Source organism: Pseudomonas sp. GW823-FHT06B06, assembly GCF_058795195.1.
Genome location: NZ_JBXAHO010000006.1, coordinates 137,621 through 156,040, shown reverse-complemented (window position 1 = coordinate 156,040; position 18,420 = coordinate 137,621). Strand labels below are relative to the sequence as shown.

The following is an 18,420-nucleotide window of genomic DNA, read 5'->3' as shown; positions in this document are numbered from 1 at the left end:
CGACGCCCATGGCCTCCGCCAACAAGCAGCACAAACGCGCCTCCCGCGCCAAGGCCAAGGCCAAGCAGAACCGCACCCAGCGGGCTGCCGCGCCGGTCGAGCTCGACCCGAACGACGACCGCATCGATTTTGAATCGGTGGACCTGACCGAATTGTTCAAGAAAATGATCGACGCCGAGAAGATCAGCCAGCAAGCCATGTGCGCGGCCTTCCTCGAAGACCCGTTGCTGGAACTGGTGTACGAGCAGGAAGGCGAAGAAGGCGCGATGGACTTTATCCTCGCCGCACTGATTGAATATCGCCAATGGTCGGCCGAAACCGACGAAGCGGGCGCCCTGGCGTGGATCGAATCACCAGCCTTCCAGGCTGACTACGTGGCGGCATCCGACGCCATCGCGGCACAAACCCAACAGAAACCGAACTGAGTTCCCATGGCCTCCCTGAACAAGCAACAGAAACGCGCAAAACGCGCAAAAGCCAAAGCCAAGCAAATCAATATCCACGGCAGAAAACCCGCCGCGCTGGACGATGACCTTGGCGAAATCGGCGAGCCGATCCCGGACTACACCCTGGCAATGTTCAGCAAAATGCGCGATGCCGAAGCCATCAGCCGCAAGGAAATGCTTGCCGTGCTGCTGACGAATCTCGCCTTCATCATCATCGACCATCCAGAACTGCTGGACATGGAAAACGCCGATGACGAAGGCATGGCCGCCACTCACCTGGCCGCCGATATGCTGATCGACTACCGCATGTGGGCCGACGGCATGGACCGCGACGCTGCCCAGGCATGGCTGAGCGAGCCACAGTTCATCGCCGATTTCAGCGCAGCACTGGATGTCTACCGCGAGTCGCTGGAAACGCCGGAAGAAAAAGCCGAGTAACGGTTACGCCTCAAACAAAAACGGCCGCTTGTCATCACTGACAGCGGCCGTTTTGCGTTACGCGGTATGAATCAGTTCAACACCACCGCGCCACCTTTTTCCAGCTTGCGACGGCGAGCCACCAGCAAACCAGCAGTCACCACCAGCACGCTGAGCAGGCCAGTCGCGAGGATTTCCACACGATGAGCTTCCTGGAACAGCATGATGGTCAGGGCACCGACGATGAAAATGATCACCGCGTAGGTCAGGCCCGGGAACAACCACATGCTGAAGACGATTTTCTCGCTGCGAGCCATACGCTGCTTGCGCATGCGCAGTTGCGAGATCGCAATTACCAGGTACACCAGCAGCGCAATGGCGCCGGAGCTGGCCAACAGGAACTCGAACACCGCAGCCGGGGCCACGTAGTTGGCGAAGGTTGCCAGGAACGCAGCACCAGTGGACAGCATCACCGCCCAGTAAGGGGTGCCGCTTTTGTTGGTGCGAGTAGACATGGCCGGCGCATCGCCGCGCTTGCCCAGGGAGAACAGCATGCGCGACGAGGTGTACAGCGCCGAGTTCAGGCAGCTGGTCACGGCGACCAGTACGACGATGTCGACGATCATCTTGGCGTTAGGAATACCCATGCGCTCAAGCACGGTCTGGTAGGAGCCCAGGCTCGCCAGCACCGGATCGTTCCAAGGCACCAGGGCCACGACGATGAAAATGGATACGAGGTAGAACAAGCCGATCCGCCAGATCACCGAGTTGGTGGCCTTGGAGATTTGCTTGCCAGGGTTCTTCGATTCCGCGGCCGCAATGGTCACGATCTCGGTGCCCATGAAGGAGAACATGGTGGTCAGGATGGCGCCCAACACCGCGCCCATGCCGTTTGGCAGGAAGCCCTGGGTGTCGAACAGATGGGAAACGCCGCTGACCTGGCTGCCCGGCAGGAAGCCGAAAATGGCCATGACGCCCAGAACGATGAAGCCGATGATGGCCAACACTTTGATCAGGGCAAACCAGAACTCGAACTCACCGTAGTTCTTCACGCTGAACAGGTTGGTCACGGTCAACAGCATCGTGATGACCAGGGCAAAGGCCCAGATATCCACACCTGGGAACCAGGCGTGCAGGATGGTGGCGGCGGCGTTGGCTTCCAACGGGATCACCAGGACCCAGAACCACCAGTACAGCCAGCCGATGGTGAAACCGGCCCAGTGACCAATCGCACGATCGGCGTATGTCGAGAAGGAGCCCGTGTCCGGCGAGGCAACAGCCATTTCACCGAGCATGCGCATCACCAGCACTACCAGCATGCCGGCGGCGGCGTAAGCCAGAAGCACGGCCGGGCCTGCTGCAGCGATGGCGTGGCCCGAGCCAACGAACAGGCCGGCGCCGATAACCCCGGCGATCGACAGCATGGTGACATGCCGCGGTTTGAGCCCCTGTTCGAGGCCGTTAGAGCTTTGGATACTGCTCATTGAAACTACCTTTGTAAGGAAAAGCGAATGCATGCATCCCGCTTGTGTTCCTTCTTGTAAAAAGAAACAAACGGGGCGTTCCGGAATCTGCACGCAATAATTGCGCCAAAATGTTTCAAAGCCGTCTAGCTCGGGAATTTCATCCTGACCGGACAGTCATCGCAAGCCATTGATATTAATGGCACTTTGCCAAAGCGTTACCCTGCGACTCACTTTAGGAGCAATCCAGCGCACCGGAAACACACGTAGAAATTCCTCGATGCACGATAAAAGGGCAGATCCGGCACCTTTGGCCCTTTAGCGCTTCCAACCCCCCGCCAAAGCTGGCAACATCGCGCCCTTTTTTACGCGACAGCCACCGCGCTTTTGTCTGAAAGCAGGGTTCAAACGGCTGTTCGGTTGTTGATGGGGCGACAGTCTGCTGTACCGATGCGACAACCTGCCACATACCACCCGTTTACTGCCCGTAGCGCTGTTGGCTGCCCTTGAAACGCTATGCTAGCTTGGCCGCCTCGCCAGGAAGGCCACCAACAGCAGGAGCGAATACACAATGAGGAACGCACATGGCTGAGGCCACGCCCGCGCTTGAAATCCGCAACTTGCACAAACGCTACGGCTCGCTGGAGGTACTCAAGGGTATCTCGCTGACCGCCCGCGACGGCGACGTGATCTCGATCCTCGGCTCCTCCGGTTCCGGCAAGTCCACGTTCCTGCGTTGCATCAACCTGCTGGAAAACCCACACCAGGGTCAGATCCTGGTGGCCGGCGAGGAACTCAAGCTCAAGGCCGCGAAGAACGGCGAACTGGTCGCTGCCGACGGCAAGCAGATCAACCGACTGCGCAGCGAAATAGGTTTTGTATTTCAAAACTTTAACCTGTGGCCGCACATGAGCGTGCTCGACAACATCATCGAGGCCCCGCGCCGCGTGCTTGGCCAGAGCAAGGCCGAAGCCATCGAAGTCGCTGAAGCCCTGCTGGCCAAGGTCGGCATCGCCGACAAGCGCCACGCCTACCCGGCGCAATTGTCCGGCGGCCAGCAACAACGTGCGGCCATCGCCCGCACCCTGGCCATGCAGCCCAAGGTCATCCTGTTCGACGAGCCCACTTCCGCGCTTGACCCGGAAATGGTCCAGGAAGTACTTAATGTCATCCGCGCACTGGCCGAAGAAGGCCGCACCATGCTGCTGGTCACCCATGAGATGGGCTTTGCCCGTCAGGTCTCCAGCGAAGTGGTGTTCCTCCACCAGGGCCTGGTAGAAGAGCAAGGATCGCCACAGCAGGTGTTTGAAAACCCGCTTTCGGCGCGCTGCAAACAATTCATGTCCAGCAACCGCTAACGGAGCTAACCGCATGCGCAATTACAAGAAGGTCTTCCTGGCCGCCGCCGTTACCCTGGCGTTCAGCGCCGGTGCCATGGCCGAAACCCTGAAGATGGGCATCGAAGCGGCCTACCCGCCGTTCAACAATAAAGATGCCAGTGGCAATGTCGTCGGCTTCGACAAGGAAATCGGCGACGCCCTGTGCGCCAAGATGAAAGTCGAGTGCACCGTCGTGACCTCCGACTGGGACGGCATCATCCCGGCCCTGAACGCCAAGAAGTTCGACTTCCTGATCTCCTCGATGTCGATCACCGACGAGCGCAAGCAAGCGGTGGACTTCACCGACCCGTACTACTCCAACAAGCTGCAGTTCATCGCCAAGAAAGACGTCGATTTCAAGACCGACAAGGCTTCCCTGCAGGGTAAAGTGATCGGCGCGCAGCGCGCGACCCTTGCGGGTACCTGGCTGGAAGACAACATGGAAGGCGTTGAAGTCAAACTCTACGACACCCAGGAAAACGCTTACCTGGACCTGACTTCCGGTCGCCTTGACGGCATCCTGGCCGACAAGTACGTCAACTATGAGTGGCTCAAGAGCGACGCAGGCAAATCCTACGAGTTCAAAGGCGACCCAGTGGAAGAAAGCGACAAGATCGGTATCGCCGTTCGCAAGAACGACCCTATCCGCGAGAAGCTGAACACTGCGCTCAAGGAAATCGTTGCCGACGGCACCTACAAGAAGATCAACGACAAGTACTTCCCGTTCAGCATCTATTGATCCTGACCTGCCTGACCGGCGCCTGATGGCGCCGGTCACGGTATTGCCTGCCGCGATTTGAAAAGAAATCCATGATTATCGACCTCTACGGATTCGGCCCGGCGCTCGCCGCTGGCGCGCTGATGACTGTGAAACTGGCACTCTCGGCCCTGTGCCTGGGGCTGGTGCTCGGTCTGCTCGGCGCCTTGGCCAAGACTTCCCCGTACAAGCCGTTGCAATGGCTTGGCGGCACATACTCGACACTGGTTCGCGGCATCCCGGAGCTGCTCTGGGTGCTGTTGATCTACTTCGGCACCGTTAACCTGATGCGCGCCCTGGGCGAGTTTTTCGGTAACCCCGACCTTGAGCTCAATGCCTTCGCTGCGGGCGTGATTGCCCTGGGCCTGTGCTTTGGCGCCTACGCCACGGAAGTGTTTCGCGGCGCGATCCTCGCCATACCCAAAGGCCATCGTGAAGCCGGCGTGGCCCTGGGCCTGTCGAAATTTCGCATCTTCACCAAGTTGATCATGCCGCAGATGTGGCGCATCGCCCTGCCGGGCCTGGGCAACCTGTTCATGATCCTGATGAAGGACACCGCGCTGGTGTCGGTGATCGGCCTGGAAGAAATCATGCGTCACGCGCAAATCGGCGTGACCGTCTCCAAGCAACCGTTCACCTTTTATATGGTCGCGGCGTTCATGTATCTGAGTCTGACGATTCTGGCCATGACCGGCATGCACTTCCTGGAAAAACGCGCCGCTCGCGGCTTCGCGAGGAGCGCCCAATGAACTGGGAAGTCATCATCAAGTGGCTGCCGAAACTGGCCCAGGGCGCAACCCTGACCCTGGAACTGGTCGCCATTGCCGTCATCGCCGGCCTCCTGCTGGCGATCCCGCTGGGCATCGCGCGTTCGTCGCGCCTGTGGTGGGTGCGAGCGTTTCCCTACGCCTACATCTTCTTTTTCCGCGGTACGCCATTGCTGGTCCAACTGTTCCTCGTCTATTACGGGCTGGCGCAGTTCGACGCGATCCGTAATAGCTCGATGTGGCCCTACCTGCGCGATCCGTTCTGGTGTGCGACAGCCACCATGACCCTGCACACTGCCGCCTACATCGCTGAAATCCTGCGCGGCGCGATCCAGGCGATACCGCCGGGTGAGATCGAAGCGGCTCGGGCGCTGGGCATGTCCAAAGCCAAGGCGCTGATCTACATCATGCTGCCCCGCGCGGCGCGCATCGGCCTACCGGCCTACAGCAACGAAGTGATCCTGATGCTCAAGGCCAGCGCCCTGGCCAGCACCGTGACGTTGCTGGAACTGACCGGCATGGCCCGTACCATCATCGCCCGGACCTACCTGCCGGTGGAGATCTTCTTCGCCGCTGGCATGTTCTATCTGCTGATGGCCTACATGCTGGTACGCGGCTTCAAGCTGCTGGAGCGCTGGTTGCGCGTCGATGCCTGCCAAGGGCGTTGATCCTCAGGTGCTGACGGGCGAGGAACTGCTCGCCCGTTTCACCGCGCTGGACACTTTTCTGACAGCGCACCAGGCCCTGTGGAAACCTCGCCCCTTCACACATCTGCAACTGCCCTGGGAAACCACCTACCCTGAACTCGCCACCTGGCTTCGCGGGCGATCGCTGGAAGAGGCGGAAAGCGCTCACAACCACCCTGCCCTTGTGGATGCGCCGCAGCCTTTTGCTGCATTGGCGGACATGTCACTGGCACTGAGTGCGCTGGATGAATTGCCTGCTCATACGCTCGAAGCGCCGGCTCATCGATTGAATGTGGATGTACCAGGGCGCAAGTGGCAGCAAATTGAAGCCTTTGCCGGTCGACTGCAGTTTGCTGATCCCGCCAGGCATTGGCTGGACTGGTGCTCGGGCAAGGGACACCTGGGCCGCCGCCTGCTACAACCCGGACAGCAACTCACCTGCCTGGAATACGATCCAGCGCTGGTTGCCAGCGGCCAGGCACTCAGCCAGCACCATCGACTGCACGCGCTGCATGTCGAACAGGACGTACTGGCGGCCAATGCGGCAGCGCTATTGGAAGCTCGACATACACCCGTCGCACTGCATGCCTGCGGCGATTTGCACGTGAGACTGATCCGGCTCGCCAGCGCAGCCGGCTGCAAGCAACTGGCCATCGCCCCTTGCTGCTACAACAGGACCCACTTGACACGGTATTCGCCGATGTCCTCGGCCGCGCAATACTCTGACCTGCAGCTGTCCCTCGACGACCTGGGGCTGCCAATGAGTGAAACCGTCACCGCCGGCGCCCGCGTACGACGCCAACGCGACACCTCGATGGCCCGACGCCTGGGCTTTGACTTGTTGCAAAGGCAACTGCGCGGCGTCGACGAGTACCTGCCAACCCCATCCCTGCCCAGCGCCTGGCTGGAAAAATCCTTTGCCGAATACTGCCAGCATTTGGCCGAACTCAAAGAGTTATCCACAGTCGGCGCCCAAAATTGGCCCGAGCTCGAGACCGCCGGATGGCAGCGCCTTGCCCAAGTACGCAATCTAGAGCTCCTGCGCGGACTTTTCCGACGCCCATTGGAACTTTGGCTGGTGCTCGATAGGGCCCTTTTCCTGCAAGAACAGGGTTACACCGTTCGCCTCGGCACCTTCTGCGAATCCTCGATCACACCGCGTAACATCCTGCTGCTGGCGGAACACCCTTAACGCCTCACAGCCTGTGGATAACTCTGTTGATGAAATATTAATGGATCCAATCTTTACAGCTGCTTCAGCCCTGAAACAACGCTGATCAAATTTCGTACACTGAATAAAAAACCCAAAAAACAGGCATTTGCGAACTAATGAGAACGGATCCACAAAAACACTGTAAACCGGGTGAATCGAAAATCCCGTTGTGCATAAGCATTCGATCAAAAGACATAATCAACGACGGATCGGAACCGCAGCACGCAAGAAAATGCAGCGCCGAGACCTCGTTTTGCACCGCGCGATGACAACCAGAGTGGGTCGAAAGACCTCAACAGAAGCCCGCGCAAAAATAGTCTGAATTCAGGGGTTTACAGAACCTTCCCAATCGCTATAATCGTCGCCCTGACATGCCGGTATAGCTCAGATGGTAGAGCAACTGACTTGTAATCAGTAGGTCCCGGGTTCGATTCCTGGTGCCGGCACCATACAAAACAAAGCCCTCGTAGCAATACGAGGGCTTTGTTGTTTCTGCCGTTTAAAAACCCAGACCTTAGTGACCCGCGCTCTGCCCGCCATCCACGTGGAGGATTTCGCCAGTGACGAACTTGGCGTTGTCCAGATACACCACTGCCTGGGCAATATCATCGATCTCGCCCATATGCCCGACCGGGTGCAGAGCGCCCAGTGCGGCGTGGGTTTCTTCGCCGTGCATCGGGGTCTTGATGATGCCGGGCGATACTGCATTCACCCGAATGCCGCGCTTGGCGTATTCGATGGCCAGGGATTTGGTTGCCGCGTTCAGGCCACCTTTGGTCAGCGAGGCCAGTACCGATGGCACGCCGTCGATGGCGTGGTCCACCAGGCTGGTGGTGATGTTGACCACGTGGCCGCTGCCTTGTTTTTCCATCTCGGCAATAGCCAGTTGGGTGATATAGAAGAAGCCGTTGACGTTCACCGACAACACGTTGGCGTAGTCTTCAGCGGTGTACTGGGTGAACGGCTTGGCGATGAAGATCCCGGCGTTGTTGATCAGGGTGTCGACACGACCGAAGCGTGCGATCGCTTCACGGATTACGCGCTGTGCAGTCTCTGGTTCGCCAATGTCGCCGGCCACGGTGAGGATGTCTGGATCGGTGGATGGCTTGATCGAGCGCGAGGTCGCGACGATCTGGTAGCCGAGCTCGCGGAAGGCCTTGACCATGCCGTCGCCCAGACCTTGGGATGCGCCAGTGATGACAACGACTTTTTTCGAATTGCTCATGATGAACCTCTACTCATAAATGATGGTTTGAAAACAACTTGGTAATCAGGCTTTCGCCATTTGTCTCAACATCTGTTCGTAGTACTCGACCGACTGCGAACCGGACACCAGGTGACGGCCGTTGAGTACCAGGGCCGGGACCGAATTGATGCCGTGCTGGTGATAGAACGCTTCAAGCTCACGCACCTCGTTGGCAAAGGCGCCCGACGCCAACACCTCGCGTGCACGGTCCTCGTCCAATCCGGCTTGACCCGCCAGCCGTACCAGCGTCTGCTGATCGCTCGGGTTCTGGCCTTCGCTGAAGTAAGCGCGAAGCAGGATCTTCTTCAGTGCCACCTGGCGTCCTTCTTCCAGTGCCCAGAGCAACAACCGGTGGGCGTCGAAGGTGTTGTAGAAGTGGGTGCGCTTCTCCAGGTCGAACTTGAAGCCGATGGCATTGCCGCGTTCGATCTGCATTGCTTTGCCATTGGCGACGTCCTGGGCGGTACGTCCGTATTTGCGCATCAAATGCTCGACCGCTTTCTCGCCTTCGGGCGGCATGTTCGGGTTCAGCTCGAAAGGCTTGTAGGTCAGCTCGACCGCAACCTCACCCGCCACGTTCTCGATCGCCTGCTCCAGCGCCGTCGCCCCCAGTGCGCACCATGGGCACACCACATCGGAGACGAAATCGATGGTGACTGAAGGCGTCATGACTGCCCCTCGTCCGCCAGTTGCTTGCGGTACTGGGTGGTGGTGATCCCGGCGTAGCCCCAGTTATCGGTGTCGACTTCCTCGATCACGATGTGGGTCAGGTCAGGGCGTTTGTTGAGGACGCGTTCCAGTGTTTCAGTGATCTCGGCGATCACCTGAGCTTTCTGCTCAGTGGTAACGCCATCGCGGGTGATGCGTACGCTTACGAAAGGCATGAGGGAAACTCCAGTGACCTTCCCGTCGGGATGATGGGAGAGGCGTTGGAGCTCAATGTAGGGAGTTCGCTGGAGGGGATAAAGATGGTGGCGGGAACATCATTAGTTACGTGGCGTAATAGGTCTCTCCGTCAACGATGGCTCCGCCGGGAATATTCTCCGTTCGTTCTGAAGAAAAAGCCCCGAATCATTCGGGGCTTTTCATTTTCGCGCGTTAGTCGGCGTAACGTTTAAATTCATTACTGTCGCGGCTTAGCAACTGCATCAGCTTCGGATGGATAAACCGCTTCTCCTTCCCCACTTGAATCTCCTCTAACACACCAATGGTCACCAGATCTTTCAGGTGACGTGAAGCAGCCTGTCGTTGAGCAACTTTCTTGTCGACCACGTTGCTGATGCGGCAGTAGGGCTGTTCGAAGATGACGTCCACCAACGTGTCGTAATTTTTCACTTTTTGCGACACGTCCCGGGAACATGTCGTCGCGGGCGACACGTTCACAAAACGTGTTCCCGAAATCGAGTTCTGGCGACATGAGTGCTGCGGCAAGGGAATCTGGTCAGTGGTCAACCGACCGCTACGGTTTCCACAGTGATTTGCTTGAGCGCGTGGAACGGCGCAAGCGCAGCTTCATCCGCGCTGGCACTGGTAATCAACCGCCATTCCCGTTCGATGGGCGTCCAGTGCTGCTGGCGAGCGCGTCCCAGTTTGTCGGTATCGGCCAACACCACAATCTGCGCAGCCCGCTTGATGATGCATTCCTTGAGATACGCCTGCTGCGCACTCGCCTCACATAAACCGAACTCCGCTACGACGCCATCGGCACCGAGGAAAGCCTTGTCCACGCTCAAGCGGCTCAAGGTCAGCTCGGCCAATGGCCCCAGCGTGCTCATGCTTGAACCGCGCAGATCTCCGCCGATCAACGTCAGGCGTACGCCCGGGGCGCTGGCCAGGGTCATCACGGCGAGCAGGTTATTGGTCACCACGTGGATGTCCTGGCGCGCGCACAGGTGGTGAGCCAGCGCAGCGCAGGTGGTGCCGCCGTCGAGCAGGACGGTGTCGCCGTCCTGGACGTGAGCTGCGGCTGCCAGGGCGATGGCCTCTTTCTGTTCCCACTGGCTGGTCTTGCGTTCTTCCAGTGAGGCTTCCGGCTCATGCACGCCCACCACGGCCGTAGCGCCGCCATAGGTGCGCACCAGGTGCCGCTGCTTGGCGAGCATGGTCAGGTCACGCCGCACGGTCGCTTCCGAAACGCCGAGGGCCGCGCTCAATTGCTCGACGTTGGCATCGCCGATGCGTACGAGCTCAAGGATGGCGCGGTGGCGTTCGGACACTTTCATGGCGGGTCTCGTGGGTTGGACGGTGGTCGATCTTACACGACAGCGCCCATGCGCCTCATCCCCGTCGTGTTGCCAGCTCCGCGCCCTGGCGCAGCGCTTCGAGCAGGCTGCGCTCGTCGGCAATGCCCTTGCCGGCGATGTCGAAGGCGGTGCCGTGATCGACCGAGGTGCGGATCACTTCCAGGCCAACGGTGACGTTCACACCCGCCTCAAGCCCCAACACCTTTACCGGACCGTGGCCCTGGTCGTGATACATCGCCACCACCAGATCGAAGTCACCGCGACCGGCGCGGAAAAACAGGGTGTCGGCCGGCAGCGGGCCGGTGACATCAAGGCCGCGCTCCTGCAGCAGCTTCACCGCCGGGATGATTTTTTCTTCCTCTTCACCGTAGCCGAACAGGCCATTTTCACCGGCATGCGGATTGATACCGCATACGCCGATGCGTGGGCGAGGGATACCGGCCTTGATCAGCGTCGCATTGCCGCGCTCGATGGTGCGCTGGACCAGCCCCGGCTCGATCTTGCGGATCGCGTCGATGATGCCGATGTGTGTCGTGACGTGGATCACCCGCAGTTGCGGCGCCACCAGCATCATCGACACCTCGTCGACGTTGGTCAGGTGCGCAAGCATTTCAGTGTGGCCGGGATACTTGTGGCCGCCGGCATGCAGCGCCTCCTTGTTCAGCGGCGCGGTGCAGATGGCGTCTATCTGCCTGGCCTCGGCCAGTTGCACGGCACGGGCGATGTACTGATAGGCGGCATCGCCGGCGATGGGTGACAACTCACCAAACGGCAGGTCATCGGGGATCAGGTCGAGGTCGATGCAATCGATGATTCCCGCCTCGTAGCGCGCCTGGGAGGCGTCTTCGATACGGCGCACTTTGGCGCTGCCACCGACGATCACATTGGCCTGCTCCAGACGTCGGGCATCGCCGATCACCAGTGGCCGGCATTGTTGGTAGACGATGTCGTGGGTCAAGCTCTTGACGATGATTTCCGGACCGACACCCGAGGCATCGCCCATGGTGATGCCGATGATGGGAAGGTAGTTGCTCATAGTGTTCATTGGAGTCCTTGGATTCGTGTGCGTTGGGGCGAGGAGCGATCGGCGCTTTCGCTCAGGTGCTGCCATGCCGCATACAAGGCGTGATCGGTGCCGAACGCACCGGCCTTGGTAACAATGCCGGGACGATGCCCTTGCCGGGAAACCGTGGGGCGCGCAAAAGCCACGCCGGCTTCGATTTCGGTGAGCAATTGCAGGCTGTCGATACCGACGGTGGTCAAAATGGCCCGCGCCGTCTCGCCACCCGTGGCGATCAGGCCGCCGACCTTGGCGAAGTGCGGTTCTACCAGCAGCGCCAGACGGGTTGAGAGTTGAGCGCCCTCTTGGGGATCGAACGCTTCATCGCGGCCGATGCGCAGCAACAGGTCGCTCCAACCGTCCAACTGGTCGCCGATTTGCGATTGCCACAGCGCCCAATCGGCGTGCGTCGTGCCTTGACGAAGAACCTCAGGCGGGACCACCAGTTCGCTGACCCCACCGCGCTCCTTGAGCAAGGCACATTGGCGCTCGCAGACACCTGACAGGCTGCCGACCAGGATCAGAATGGACGCCTGGCTTCTTTCCAGCGCCGCGGGTTCGCTTGCCGTGAAGCCTGCCTCAGAAACACCCGCAAGGCTGGCGATTTCCCGCGCCAGGCCACCCGAGCCGATCCAGAACAGTGGCTGCTCCATCGACGCCGTCAGGCGAGCGAGCGTCAGAAGGTCGTCTTCGGTTTGCGCATCGACAATTAGCGCCTGCGTGCCACTGCCGGCCACTTCGGCGATGTGGCGTTCGAGCAAGTGCTTGTCGCCGCGCAAGGTGTCGAGACCCAGCTTGGCGGTGCTAAGGCCTGCGTCGACCAGCATCGCTTCGATGTCCGCCGGACGATCGCCGTTTTCGAGTTTCCAGGTGTCGGTGGTTTCCAGCGGCTGGCCGTTGACCCACACCCGACCGCCACGCAACGTCCGCCCGGTGGCGGGAAACGCCGGAGCGACGATGGCCAGGCCCGCCAGGGGTTGCAGGGCGGCGACTTCCGCGGCCCAGTTGCCGCGCAAGGTTGAGTCGATTTTCTTGTACAAGCGCTGGCCTGGCTGATGCAGCGCCTTGTACGCGGCCAAGGTGCGTTCAGCGGCCTGCGCCGGGGTCAGGCGTCGCGTGTCAGTATCGGCGGCAATCACCTGGGCGTCGGCTTTGTCATGCAAAGGGTCAAGCGTGACGACTGTTTGCAGTCCCGCGCTGGCAAAACCGATGGCGCAATCGGCCGCCCCCGACAGATCGTCTGCGATGATCAGAATCCTCATCGCAAAATCTCCTGCTTTGGCGGCTCGATCACCGGTTCCGGGACGACGACGGGGTTGCGCTGTTGCACGCGTTTGGCGACTGCCGCGGTAAGCAACGGGGCGAGGATCGCAGTGACCACCACACAGGCCGCCACCAGGATCGTCGCGCTCTTGGCCGCCTCGGCGTACACCGGGTTCGCCGCTGCGATCAACGCAGGTACCGCGGCGGCGTTGCCCGCCGTTGTGGCAGCGGCGACGCCGGCGACACCGGTGCCGCCGGTCAACCGGTCCGCGAAGAACAGCGGAATACCGGTCAGCACGACCACCGCGACACCCATGCCAAGACCCAGCAAGCCGGCCTGCCAAACGTTATGCAGATCCAGGCTGGCACCGAGCGCCAGGGCGAAAAACGGAATCATCACCGGCACGGCCTTCGCCAGGAAGTCGCGCATGTCACGGTCGAGGTTGCCCAGCAGCATGCCCAAGGCCAGCGGCAGGATACTGCCCACCAGCGTCGGCCAGGGAAACGCCGACAGACCGGCAATGCCGAGGGTGACCATGGTCAGAAACGGCCCGGACTCCAACGACATCACCGAGTACGCGCCGACGTCTTCGGAGCGACCGTACTGCCCCATCAACGCCATGTACAAGCCGCCGTTGGTGTCGTTCATGGCCGCTACCACCGCCAGCGTGGAAATGCCCGCGAACAACCCTGAAGAAATCGGCTGCTCACCCAGGAAGTGTCCAAGCACGATGCCGATGAGCACGGCGATACCGACCTTGGTGACGAGCAGCGTGCCGCCCTTCTTGAGCAGGTAAGGCGTAGCCTTGATGTTGATGCTCGCGCCCATGCACACATAAAACACCGCGAGGATGGGCAGTGCACCGGTGAACAGTGCGTTGGTAAAGGATCCGAAAAATTTGGGCGTGTCCGGCAGGAATGTCGCCACGAGTGAGCCGATCAGCAGAGGCACGATCATCATGCCGCCGGGGATGCGTTCAATGGTGCGCTTGATAGGAATCTGGGCCACGAGGCTCTCCTTTTATAATTGTTGGGTAAGACGTGTACCACCTCGAAACTGATTGAACTGATCATGACATGATCAAATCAGTCAAAATAAGCTTATTCCAATGCTTGAATGTGCGCAATTCAATCATTCAAATGATCGTTTCGCTCATTTCTGCGAAAGAGTTCGATCAACTCAAGGGCTTGGATTGGTCCTCAAGGTGCCGCCCAGAGCCTCCCAGCGCCCACAAAGAAGCCCCGAACCAGTCGGGGCTTCTTTTTACTCAGCCTTGAATCAGGCGTCGCCACTGCTACCGATCATCAGAAAACGTTGATCGGGTAATCCACAAACACACGCACTTCGTTACCGCTGACGTTGTATTCGCTCGACTTCTGCGACACGCGCAGGATGGAGCTGCGCAGCTTGATGCTCAGGTCTTTGGCCGGGCCGCTTTGCACGACGTACTTGAACTGGTTGAAGATTTCGCGCTCGGTGCCGCCTTCGCTGGTGGAGGTGGTGATGTTGTCACCGCGTACGTAGGCGAAGTTGTAGCTCAGGCCCGGTACACCGAAGGTGCTGAAGTCCAGGCCGTAGCCCAGTTGCCAGCTGCGTTCGTCTTCGGCGTTGAAGTCCGACCAGTAGGAGTTGGCCAGGTAGATGGTGTTGCCACCGTCACCGACGCGACCTTGATCCTTCTGGTAGCCGCCGTAGGCGTAGCCCAGGTTGCTGTCGCCGGTGCTGCGCTGGTGCGCCAGGGTGAACGAGTGTGGGCCGGTGGCAAAGGTGGCTGCCAGGCTCCAGATCTTGTTGTCGTCGCCGGTGAGGTTGTTGTCGCGAACGTAGGAATCTTCCAGCTTGGTGCGATAGCCGTTGAAGTCCAGGGTCAGGGACTGATCCTTGTCGAACGGGAACACGTAGTTGGCGTTCACGTATTGCTTCTTCAGCACGTCTTCGACGTCGGACGCGTACAACGCAGCCTTGAATTGTTCGGTGAACTGGTAGCTACCACCCAACACGTTGATCGACTTCAGGCCACCGCTGTCATGGCCTTCGGCGCTTTTGCGCGATTCGGCGGTGAAGCGACCGGCGTTCAGTTCCAGGCCCTTGATCTCCTTGGAGGTGATCAGGGTGCCGGTGTAGCTTTCCGGCAGCAGGCGACCGTTGTCGTAGCTCAGTACCGGCAGGACCGGCATTTGGTCGCCGTAAGTCAGCGTTGTGCTGGACAGGCGGAATTTGACCGCTGCGCCAGCTTTGGCCAGGTCGTCAGCCGGTTCGCCGCTGGCACCCTTTTTGAAAAAATCGATGCCTTGGGCGCCGCTACGGTCTTCATTGCGCTCCAGGTTGAGCGCGTACAGACCAAAGGCATCCACACCCACACCGATGGTGCCTTGGGTGAAGCCGGACGAGAACGTACCGATGGCCGCTTGACCCCACTCGGACTTGTCCGGGTTACCGTCTTTGTAGTCACGGTTCATGTAGGCGTTGCGCAGCAGCACTTTGAGGCTGCTTTCTTCAACAAATCCCTTGGATTCGGCCTGGTCGTTAGCCATGGCCTGCGTAGCGCTCAAAATCCCCAGAGCGATCAGGCTGATTCGCTTGTTCAACATGTTGTTTTCCTTATTACGGGTTGAAACGCGCTGTGTTGATCGGCTGAAACGGCGCTATCGCACTCTTATTTCATTCCGCAAAGAAAAAGGCCCGCCCACGATCAGTCGCGGCGGGCCTTTTTATTATTTTTTGGTCATGGCGGTCTGCCACAGGCGTTGGGCCGGATCGTAGCTGCGGGGTTAACTATATGTCAATTTCATGAATCGTCTGTAAATAGGCGTAATTCGTCTAAGAAGTGAGGTTCCTTGGCAGAAAAACTCAAACCGTGTCAGGCGCGAAGCAACCTGCGTCCACAAAAAAAGCGCTGCCATCCTGGCAGCGCTTTTCTTTTATCAATCCATTGTTTTTCTTCTTATCCTTCCATCACATCCCATAACGCATCCAGTTCTGCCTCGCTGAATAAACCAGCGGGGTAGCGTTCGATCATCGTCCGGCGCGGATCACTTTTTGTGGTCTGACGCGTTCCTTTGGACTTGAACCAATTCGCCAGAGTCTGGAGCGATTCAGCATTTACCGCCAGGGGATGCAACGCCCGGTCGCTCACCACATTCACATCGGCGTTCATTTCAGCGCTCTCTCCTGGTTTGCGAGCGGCCTAACTTATCCAAGGTTTATGACAGAACAACTAAGTTCTCCCCCTCCCTGTTTTGCGCCATGAGCGATACAAGAGCTATGCCAAGGTGCCTGGAATGTCGACGAGCGGATACAAAAAAGCCCGCCGACCAGAAGGACTGCGGGCTCTATACCAGGCGGTGCGCGAAAACGTTTGCCTGATTTTTTTGCAATTATCTCAAGCTGTTACGAGGGCACTCATTCCTTGTGTGGCGCTGGCTGCTGTTGGGTAAGGCAGTGAATGTTACCGCCTCCCAGTAACAGTTCACGACCTGGAACCATGACCACTTCGTGCTGCGGGAATAACGTCTGCAAAATCTCTTTTGCCGGACCATCCAGCGGGTCATCGAAACTCGGGGCAATGATGCCGCCGTTGACGATCAGGAAGTTGACGTAAGAGCCGGCCAGACGCACGCTCGGGTTACGCTCCTGAGTCCCGTCGACCGGATCGACACCGTCACATTCTTCCTCAGTCGCATACAGCGGCCCCGGAATCGGCATCTTGTGCACCGTGAACGGGCGGCCCTTGGCGTCGGTGCTATTTTGCAGCACCTTCATGGCCGCCTGGCAGCGTGGGTAGTTCGGGTCCTGTGGATCGTCTGTCCAGGCCAACAGCACTTCACCCGGACGCACATAGCAGCAGAAGTTATCCACATGGCCATCGGTTTCGTCGTTGAACAGACCGTCCGGCAGCCAGATGATCTTATCCACAGCCAGATTATCTTTCAGTACCGCTTCGATTTCTGCACGGTTCAGGTGCGGATTGCGATTTCGGTTGAGCAGGCATTCTTCAGTGGTGATCAGTGTGCCTTCGCCATCGACATGGATCGAACCGCCTTCGAGCACGAAGCCCTCGGTTCGATAACGTGGGCTGCGCTCGATTTCGAGGATCTTGCCGCCCACTTGCGAGTCGCGGTTCCACGGCGAATACAGGCCGCCGTCGAAACCACCCCACGCGTTGAAATCCCAGTTCACGCCCCGGACTTCGCCGCTGTTGTTGATGACGAAGGTCGGGCCGGTGTCCCGAACCCAGGCGTCGTCGCTGGACATCTCGACAACGCGGATATTCGGAACGTCGAGGCGTGCACGGGCGTTTTCGTATTGGCCGGCGGACACCGCTACGGTGACAGGTTCAAAACGGGCGATAGCCTTGGCCACCGCGACGTGCGCGGCTTGTGCAGGCTTGCCGCCCAGGCGCCAGTTGTCCGGGCGCTCAGGCCAGATCATCCAGGTCTGGGTCTGGGGTGCCCACTCGGCCGGCATGTAGAAGCCGTCTGCGCGAGGGGTGCTTTTCAAAGTGGTCATGTCGATCAGGACTCCAGGGTACCGTCGAGGGTTTTCAGCGCGCCGTACAAGTTCGGACGACGGTCACGGAACGAGCCCCACGCGCTACGGATGTGTTCGAGTTGGTCGAGGTCGAAGGTGTAAACCAGGATGCCTTCTTCGGTTTCGTTCAGTTCCTGCACCTTCTCGCCGAACTGGTTGGCGATGAACGACGAACCATAGAAGGTAATGTCGTAGCCGTCTTGTTCTTCGTTGCCGATGCGATTACTGGCGATCAGCGGCATCAGGTTAGCGCCGGCGTGGCCCTGTTGCACGCGTTGCCAGTGATCACGGGACGAAATGGTCTTGTCGTGGGGTTCGCTGCCGATGGCAGTCGGGTAGAACAGGATTTCCGCGCCTTGCAGCGCCATGCTGCGCGCAGCCTCGGGGAACCACTGGTCCCAGCAGATGCCCACGCCGATTTTCGCGTAGCGGGTGTTCCACACCTTGAAGCCGGTATCGCCCGGGTTGAAGTAGTACTTCTCGTGATAGCCAGGGCCATCTGGAATGTGGCTTTTACGATAAATCCCGAGGTTGCTGCCGTCGGCATCGATGATCGCGATGCTGTTGAACCGCGCACGGCCCGCCAGTTCGTAGAAGCTGATCGGCAACACGACTTGCAGCTCCTTGGCGACTTTCTGGAAGTGCTTGATGGCGACGTTATCTTCCACCGTTGTCGCCAGTTGCAGGTAATCCGGATTCGGCTTCTGGCAGAAGTACGGCGCTTCGAACAATTCCTGGATCAGGATGATTTGCGCGCCTTTGGCGGCGGCTTCACGGACCAGTCTTTCAGCGACCTCAATGTTGCCTTCGAGGTCCCAGGAACAGGCCATTTGCGTGGCAGCGACAGTAACGTTACGGCTCATGAAGCATCTCCGGGCAAGTGCGTGACGGTCGGGCATGGTTCATCCACACCCTGGCATTGGCGACTTTATATCCGATAAAAATCGGC

19 protein-coding genes, 1 tRNA gene and 1 pseudogene are annotated in these 18,420 nt (G+C 59.3%); 8 read left to right on the top strand and 13 right to left on the bottom strand.

Features of this window, described 5'->3' with window-relative positions:
- Positions 1-8 precede the first annotated feature (8 nt).
- Together AC1Q8Q_RS07660 and AC1Q8Q_RS07655 are read left to right on the top strand one after the other, a co-directional pair.
- Positions 9-425, top strand: coding sequence for a hypothetical protein (locus tag AC1Q8Q_RS07660; RefSeq protein WP_033038928.1), 417 nt, complete (start codon positions 9-11; stop codon positions 423-425).
- Between the two features lie 6 nt (positions 426-431).
- Positions 432-884 carry a hypothetical protein gene (locus tag AC1Q8Q_RS07655; RefSeq protein WP_020795751.1) on the top strand — a complete coding sequence of 151 codons (453 nt, stop codon included), beginning with the start codon at positions 432-434 and terminating at the stop codon, positions 882-884.
- Between the two features lie 71 nt (positions 885-955).
- On the opposite strand, the gene gabP is transcribed toward AC1Q8Q_RS07655, so the two are convergent.
- On the bottom strand, positions 956-2,347 hold the full coding sequence (gene gabP / locus AC1Q8Q_RS07650; RefSeq protein ID WP_492614948.1) for a GABA permease: 1,392 nt from the start codon (positions 2,345-2,347) through the stop codon (positions 956-958).
- A gap of 563 nt (positions 2,348-2,910) precedes the next feature.
- Here gabP and AC1Q8Q_RS07645 point away from each other — a divergent pair.
- The 6 genes from AC1Q8Q_RS07645 to AC1Q8Q_RS07620 all read left to right on the top strand — a co-directional run bounded on the left by AC1Q8Q_RS07645 (position 2,911) and on the right by AC1Q8Q_RS07620 (position 7,577).
- Positions 2,911-3,684 (top strand): ABC transporter ATP-binding protein, encoded by a 774-nt coding sequence (locus AC1Q8Q_RS07645; RefSeq protein ID WP_007972784.1) that lies wholly within the window; start codon positions 2,911-2,913, stop codon positions 3,682-3,684.
- Positions 3,685-3,697: 13 nt separating this feature from the next.
- The gene (locus AC1Q8Q_RS07640) at positions 3,698-4,444 is read left to right on the top strand and encodes an ABC transporter substrate-binding protein (RefSeq protein ID WP_020795753.1); all 747 of its coding nucleotides are present in this window, start codon (positions 3,698-3,700) and stop codon (positions 4,442-4,444) included.
- A 71-nt stretch (positions 4,445-4,515) separates the two neighbouring features.
- A complete protein-coding gene (locus AC1Q8Q_RS07635) occupies positions 4,516-5,211 on the top strand; it encodes an ABC transporter permease (protein ID WP_020795754.1) in 696 nt (231 codons plus the stop codon).
- On the top strand, positions 5,208-5,897 hold the full coding sequence (locus AC1Q8Q_RS07630) for an ABC transporter permease (RefSeq protein WP_020795755.1): 690 nt from the start codon (positions 5,208-5,210) through the stop codon (positions 5,895-5,897). Before AC1Q8Q_RS07635 ends, AC1Q8Q_RS07630 begins: the two co-directional genes overlap by 4 nt.
- Entirely contained in the window at positions 5,878-7,107 is a 1,230-nt protein-coding gene (locus AC1Q8Q_RS07625; protein WP_432668865.1) for a methyltransferase, read from the top strand. The genes AC1Q8Q_RS07630 and AC1Q8Q_RS07625 overlap by 20 nt, the downstream gene beginning before the upstream one ends.
- Positions 7,108-7,501: 394 nt before the next feature.
- A tRNA-Thr gene (locus AC1Q8Q_RS07620) sits at positions 7,502-7,577 on the top strand.
- A 65-nt stretch (positions 7,578-7,642) separates the two neighbouring features.
- Here the strand turns inward: AC1Q8Q_RS07620 and AC1Q8Q_RS07615 are convergent.
- The 12 genes and pseudogenes from AC1Q8Q_RS07615 to aguB all read right to left on the bottom strand — a co-directional run bounded on the left by AC1Q8Q_RS07615 (position 7,643) and on the right by aguB (position 18,334).
- Positions 7,643-8,353, bottom strand: coding sequence for an SDR family NAD(P)-dependent oxidoreductase (locus tag AC1Q8Q_RS07615; protein ID WP_492614947.1), 711 nt, complete (start codon positions 8,351-8,353; stop codon positions 7,643-7,645).
- A 45-nt stretch (positions 8,354-8,398) separates the two neighbouring features.
- The gene (locus tag AC1Q8Q_RS07610) at positions 8,399-9,043 is read right to left on the bottom strand and encodes a DsbA family oxidoreductase (RefSeq protein WP_492614946.1); all 645 of its coding nucleotides are present in this window, start codon (positions 9,041-9,043) and stop codon (positions 8,399-8,401) included.
- A complete protein-coding gene (locus AC1Q8Q_RS07605) occupies positions 9,040-9,258 on the bottom strand; it encodes a tautomerase family protein (protein ID WP_020795759.1) in 219 nt (72 codons plus the stop codon). Before AC1Q8Q_RS07605 ends, AC1Q8Q_RS07610 begins: the two co-directional genes overlap by 4 nt.
- 214 nt (positions 9,259-9,472) lie before the next feature.
- Positions 9,473-9,691, bottom strand: a pseudogene (locus tag AC1Q8Q_RS07600) (Fic family protein); the annotation flags it as partial.
- Between the two features lie 131 nt (positions 9,692-9,822).
- Positions 9,823-10,596, bottom strand: coding sequence for a DeoR/GlpR family DNA-binding transcription regulator (locus AC1Q8Q_RS07595; RefSeq protein ID WP_492614945.1), 774 nt, complete (start codon positions 10,594-10,596; stop codon positions 9,823-9,825).
- 55 nt (positions 10,597-10,651) lie between these two features.
- Positions 10,652-11,653 carry a 4-hydroxythreonine-4-phosphate dehydrogenase PdxA gene (pdxA, locus tag AC1Q8Q_RS07590; protein WP_168759124.1) on the bottom strand — a complete coding sequence of 334 codons (1,002 nt, stop codon included), beginning with the start codon at positions 11,651-11,653 and terminating at the stop codon, positions 10,652-10,654.
- A gap of 5 nt (positions 11,654-11,658) precedes the next feature.
- On the bottom strand, positions 11,659-12,939 hold the full coding sequence (locus AC1Q8Q_RS07585) for a four-carbon acid sugar kinase family protein (protein ID WP_492614944.1): 1,281 nt from the start codon (positions 12,937-12,939) through the stop codon (positions 11,659-11,661).
- The gene (locus AC1Q8Q_RS07580) at positions 12,936-13,949 is read right to left on the bottom strand and encodes a 2-keto-3-deoxygluconate permease (protein WP_168757083.1); all 1,014 of its coding nucleotides are present in this window, start codon (positions 13,947-13,949) and stop codon (positions 12,936-12,938) included. The genes AC1Q8Q_RS07585 and AC1Q8Q_RS07580 overlap by 4 nt, the downstream gene beginning before the upstream one ends.
- A 296-nt stretch (positions 13,950-14,245) precedes the next feature.
- A complete protein-coding gene (locus AC1Q8Q_RS07575; protein WP_492614943.1) occupies positions 14,246-15,532 on the bottom strand; it encodes an OprD family porin in 1,287 nt (428 codons plus the stop codon).
- Positions 15,533-15,885: 353 nt separating this feature from the next.
- The gene (locus tag AC1Q8Q_RS07570; RefSeq protein WP_020795763.1) at positions 15,886-16,098 is read right to left on the bottom strand and encodes a hypothetical protein; all 213 of its coding nucleotides are present in this window, start codon (positions 16,096-16,098) and stop codon (positions 15,886-15,888) included.
- Positions 16,099-16,343: 245 nt separating this feature from the next.
- On the bottom strand, positions 16,344-17,450 hold the full coding sequence (gene aguA, locus AC1Q8Q_RS07565) for an agmatine deiminase (RefSeq protein ID WP_020795764.1): 1,107 nt from the start codon (positions 17,448-17,450) through the stop codon (positions 16,344-16,346).
- Positions 17,451-17,455: 5 nt separating this feature from the next.
- Positions 17,456-18,334, bottom strand: a complete 879-nt coding sequence (aguB, locus tag AC1Q8Q_RS07560; RefSeq protein ID WP_492598451.1) for an N-carbamoylputrescine amidase — start codon at positions 18,332-18,334, stop codon at positions 17,456-17,458.
- Positions 18,335-18,420 lie beyond the last annotated feature (86 nt).

Excerpts from the sequence above, each read along its gene's own strand:
- AC1Q8Q_RS07645 (WP_007972784.1), top strand. The coding sequence starts at position 2,911 with ATGGCTGAGGCCACGCCCGCGCTTGAAATCCGCAACTTGCACAAACGC.
- gabP (WP_492614948.1), bottom strand. The coding sequence starts at position 2,347 with ATGAGCAGTATCCAAAGCTCTAACGGCCTCGAACAGGGGCTCAAACCG.
- AC1Q8Q_RS07625 (WP_432668865.1), top strand. The coding sequence starts at position 5,878 with ATGCCTGCCAAGGGCGTTGATCCTCAGGTGCTGACGGGCGAGGAACTG.
- AC1Q8Q_RS07640 (WP_020795753.1), top strand. The coding sequence starts at position 3,698 with ATGCGCAATTACAAGAAGGTCTTCCTGGCCGCCGCCGTTACCCTGGCG.
- AC1Q8Q_RS07655 (WP_020795751.1), top strand. The coding sequence starts at position 432 with ATGGCCTCCCTGAACAAGCAACAGAAACGCGCAAAACGCGCAAAAGCC.
- AC1Q8Q_RS07630 (WP_020795755.1), top strand. The coding sequence starts at position 5,208 with ATGAACTGGGAAGTCATCATCAAGTGGCTGCCGAAACTGGCCCAGGGC.
- AC1Q8Q_RS07575 (WP_492614943.1), bottom strand. The coding sequence starts at position 15,532 with ATGTTGAACAAGCGAATCAGCCTGATCGCTCTGGGGATTTTGAGCGCT.
- AC1Q8Q_RS07570 (WP_020795763.1), bottom strand. The coding sequence starts at position 16,098 with ATGAACGCCGATGTGAATGTGGTGAGCGACCGGGCGTTGCATCCCCTG.
- AC1Q8Q_RS07610 (WP_492614946.1), bottom strand. The coding sequence starts at position 9,043 with ATGACGCCTTCAGTCACCATCGATTTCGTCTCCGATGTGGTGTGCCCA.
- AC1Q8Q_RS07595 (WP_492614945.1), bottom strand. The coding sequence starts at position 10,596 with ATGAAAGTGTCCGAACGCCACCGCGCCATCCTTGAGCTCGTACGCATC.
- AC1Q8Q_RS07660 (WP_033038928.1), top strand. The coding sequence starts at position 9 with ATGGCCTCCGCCAACAAGCAGCACAAACGCGCCTCCCGCGCCAAGGCC.
- aguA (WP_020795764.1), bottom strand. The coding sequence starts at position 17,450 with ATGACCACTTTGAAAAGCACCCCTCGCGCAGACGGCTTCTACATGCCG.
- pdxA (WP_168759124.1), bottom strand. The coding sequence starts at position 11,653 with ATGAGCAACTACCTTCCCATCATCGGCATCACCATGGGCGATGCCTCG.
- AC1Q8Q_RS07605 (WP_020795759.1), bottom strand. The coding sequence starts at position 9,258 with ATGCCTTTCGTAAGCGTACGCATCACCCGCGATGGCGTTACCACTGAG.
- aguB (WP_492598451.1), bottom strand. The coding sequence starts at position 18,334 with ATGAGCCGTAACGTTACTGTCGCTGCCACGCAAATGGCCTGTTCCTGG.
- AC1Q8Q_RS07635 (WP_020795754.1), top strand. The coding sequence starts at position 4,516 with ATGATTATCGACCTCTACGGATTCGGCCCGGCGCTCGCCGCTGGCGCG.
- AC1Q8Q_RS07615 (WP_492614947.1), bottom strand. The coding sequence starts at position 8,353 with ATGAGCAATTCGAAAAAAGTCGTTGTCATCACTGGCGCATCCCAAGGT.
- AC1Q8Q_RS07585 (WP_492614944.1), bottom strand. The coding sequence starts at position 12,939 with ATGAGGATTCTGATCATCGCAGACGATCTGTCGGGGGCGGCCGATTGC.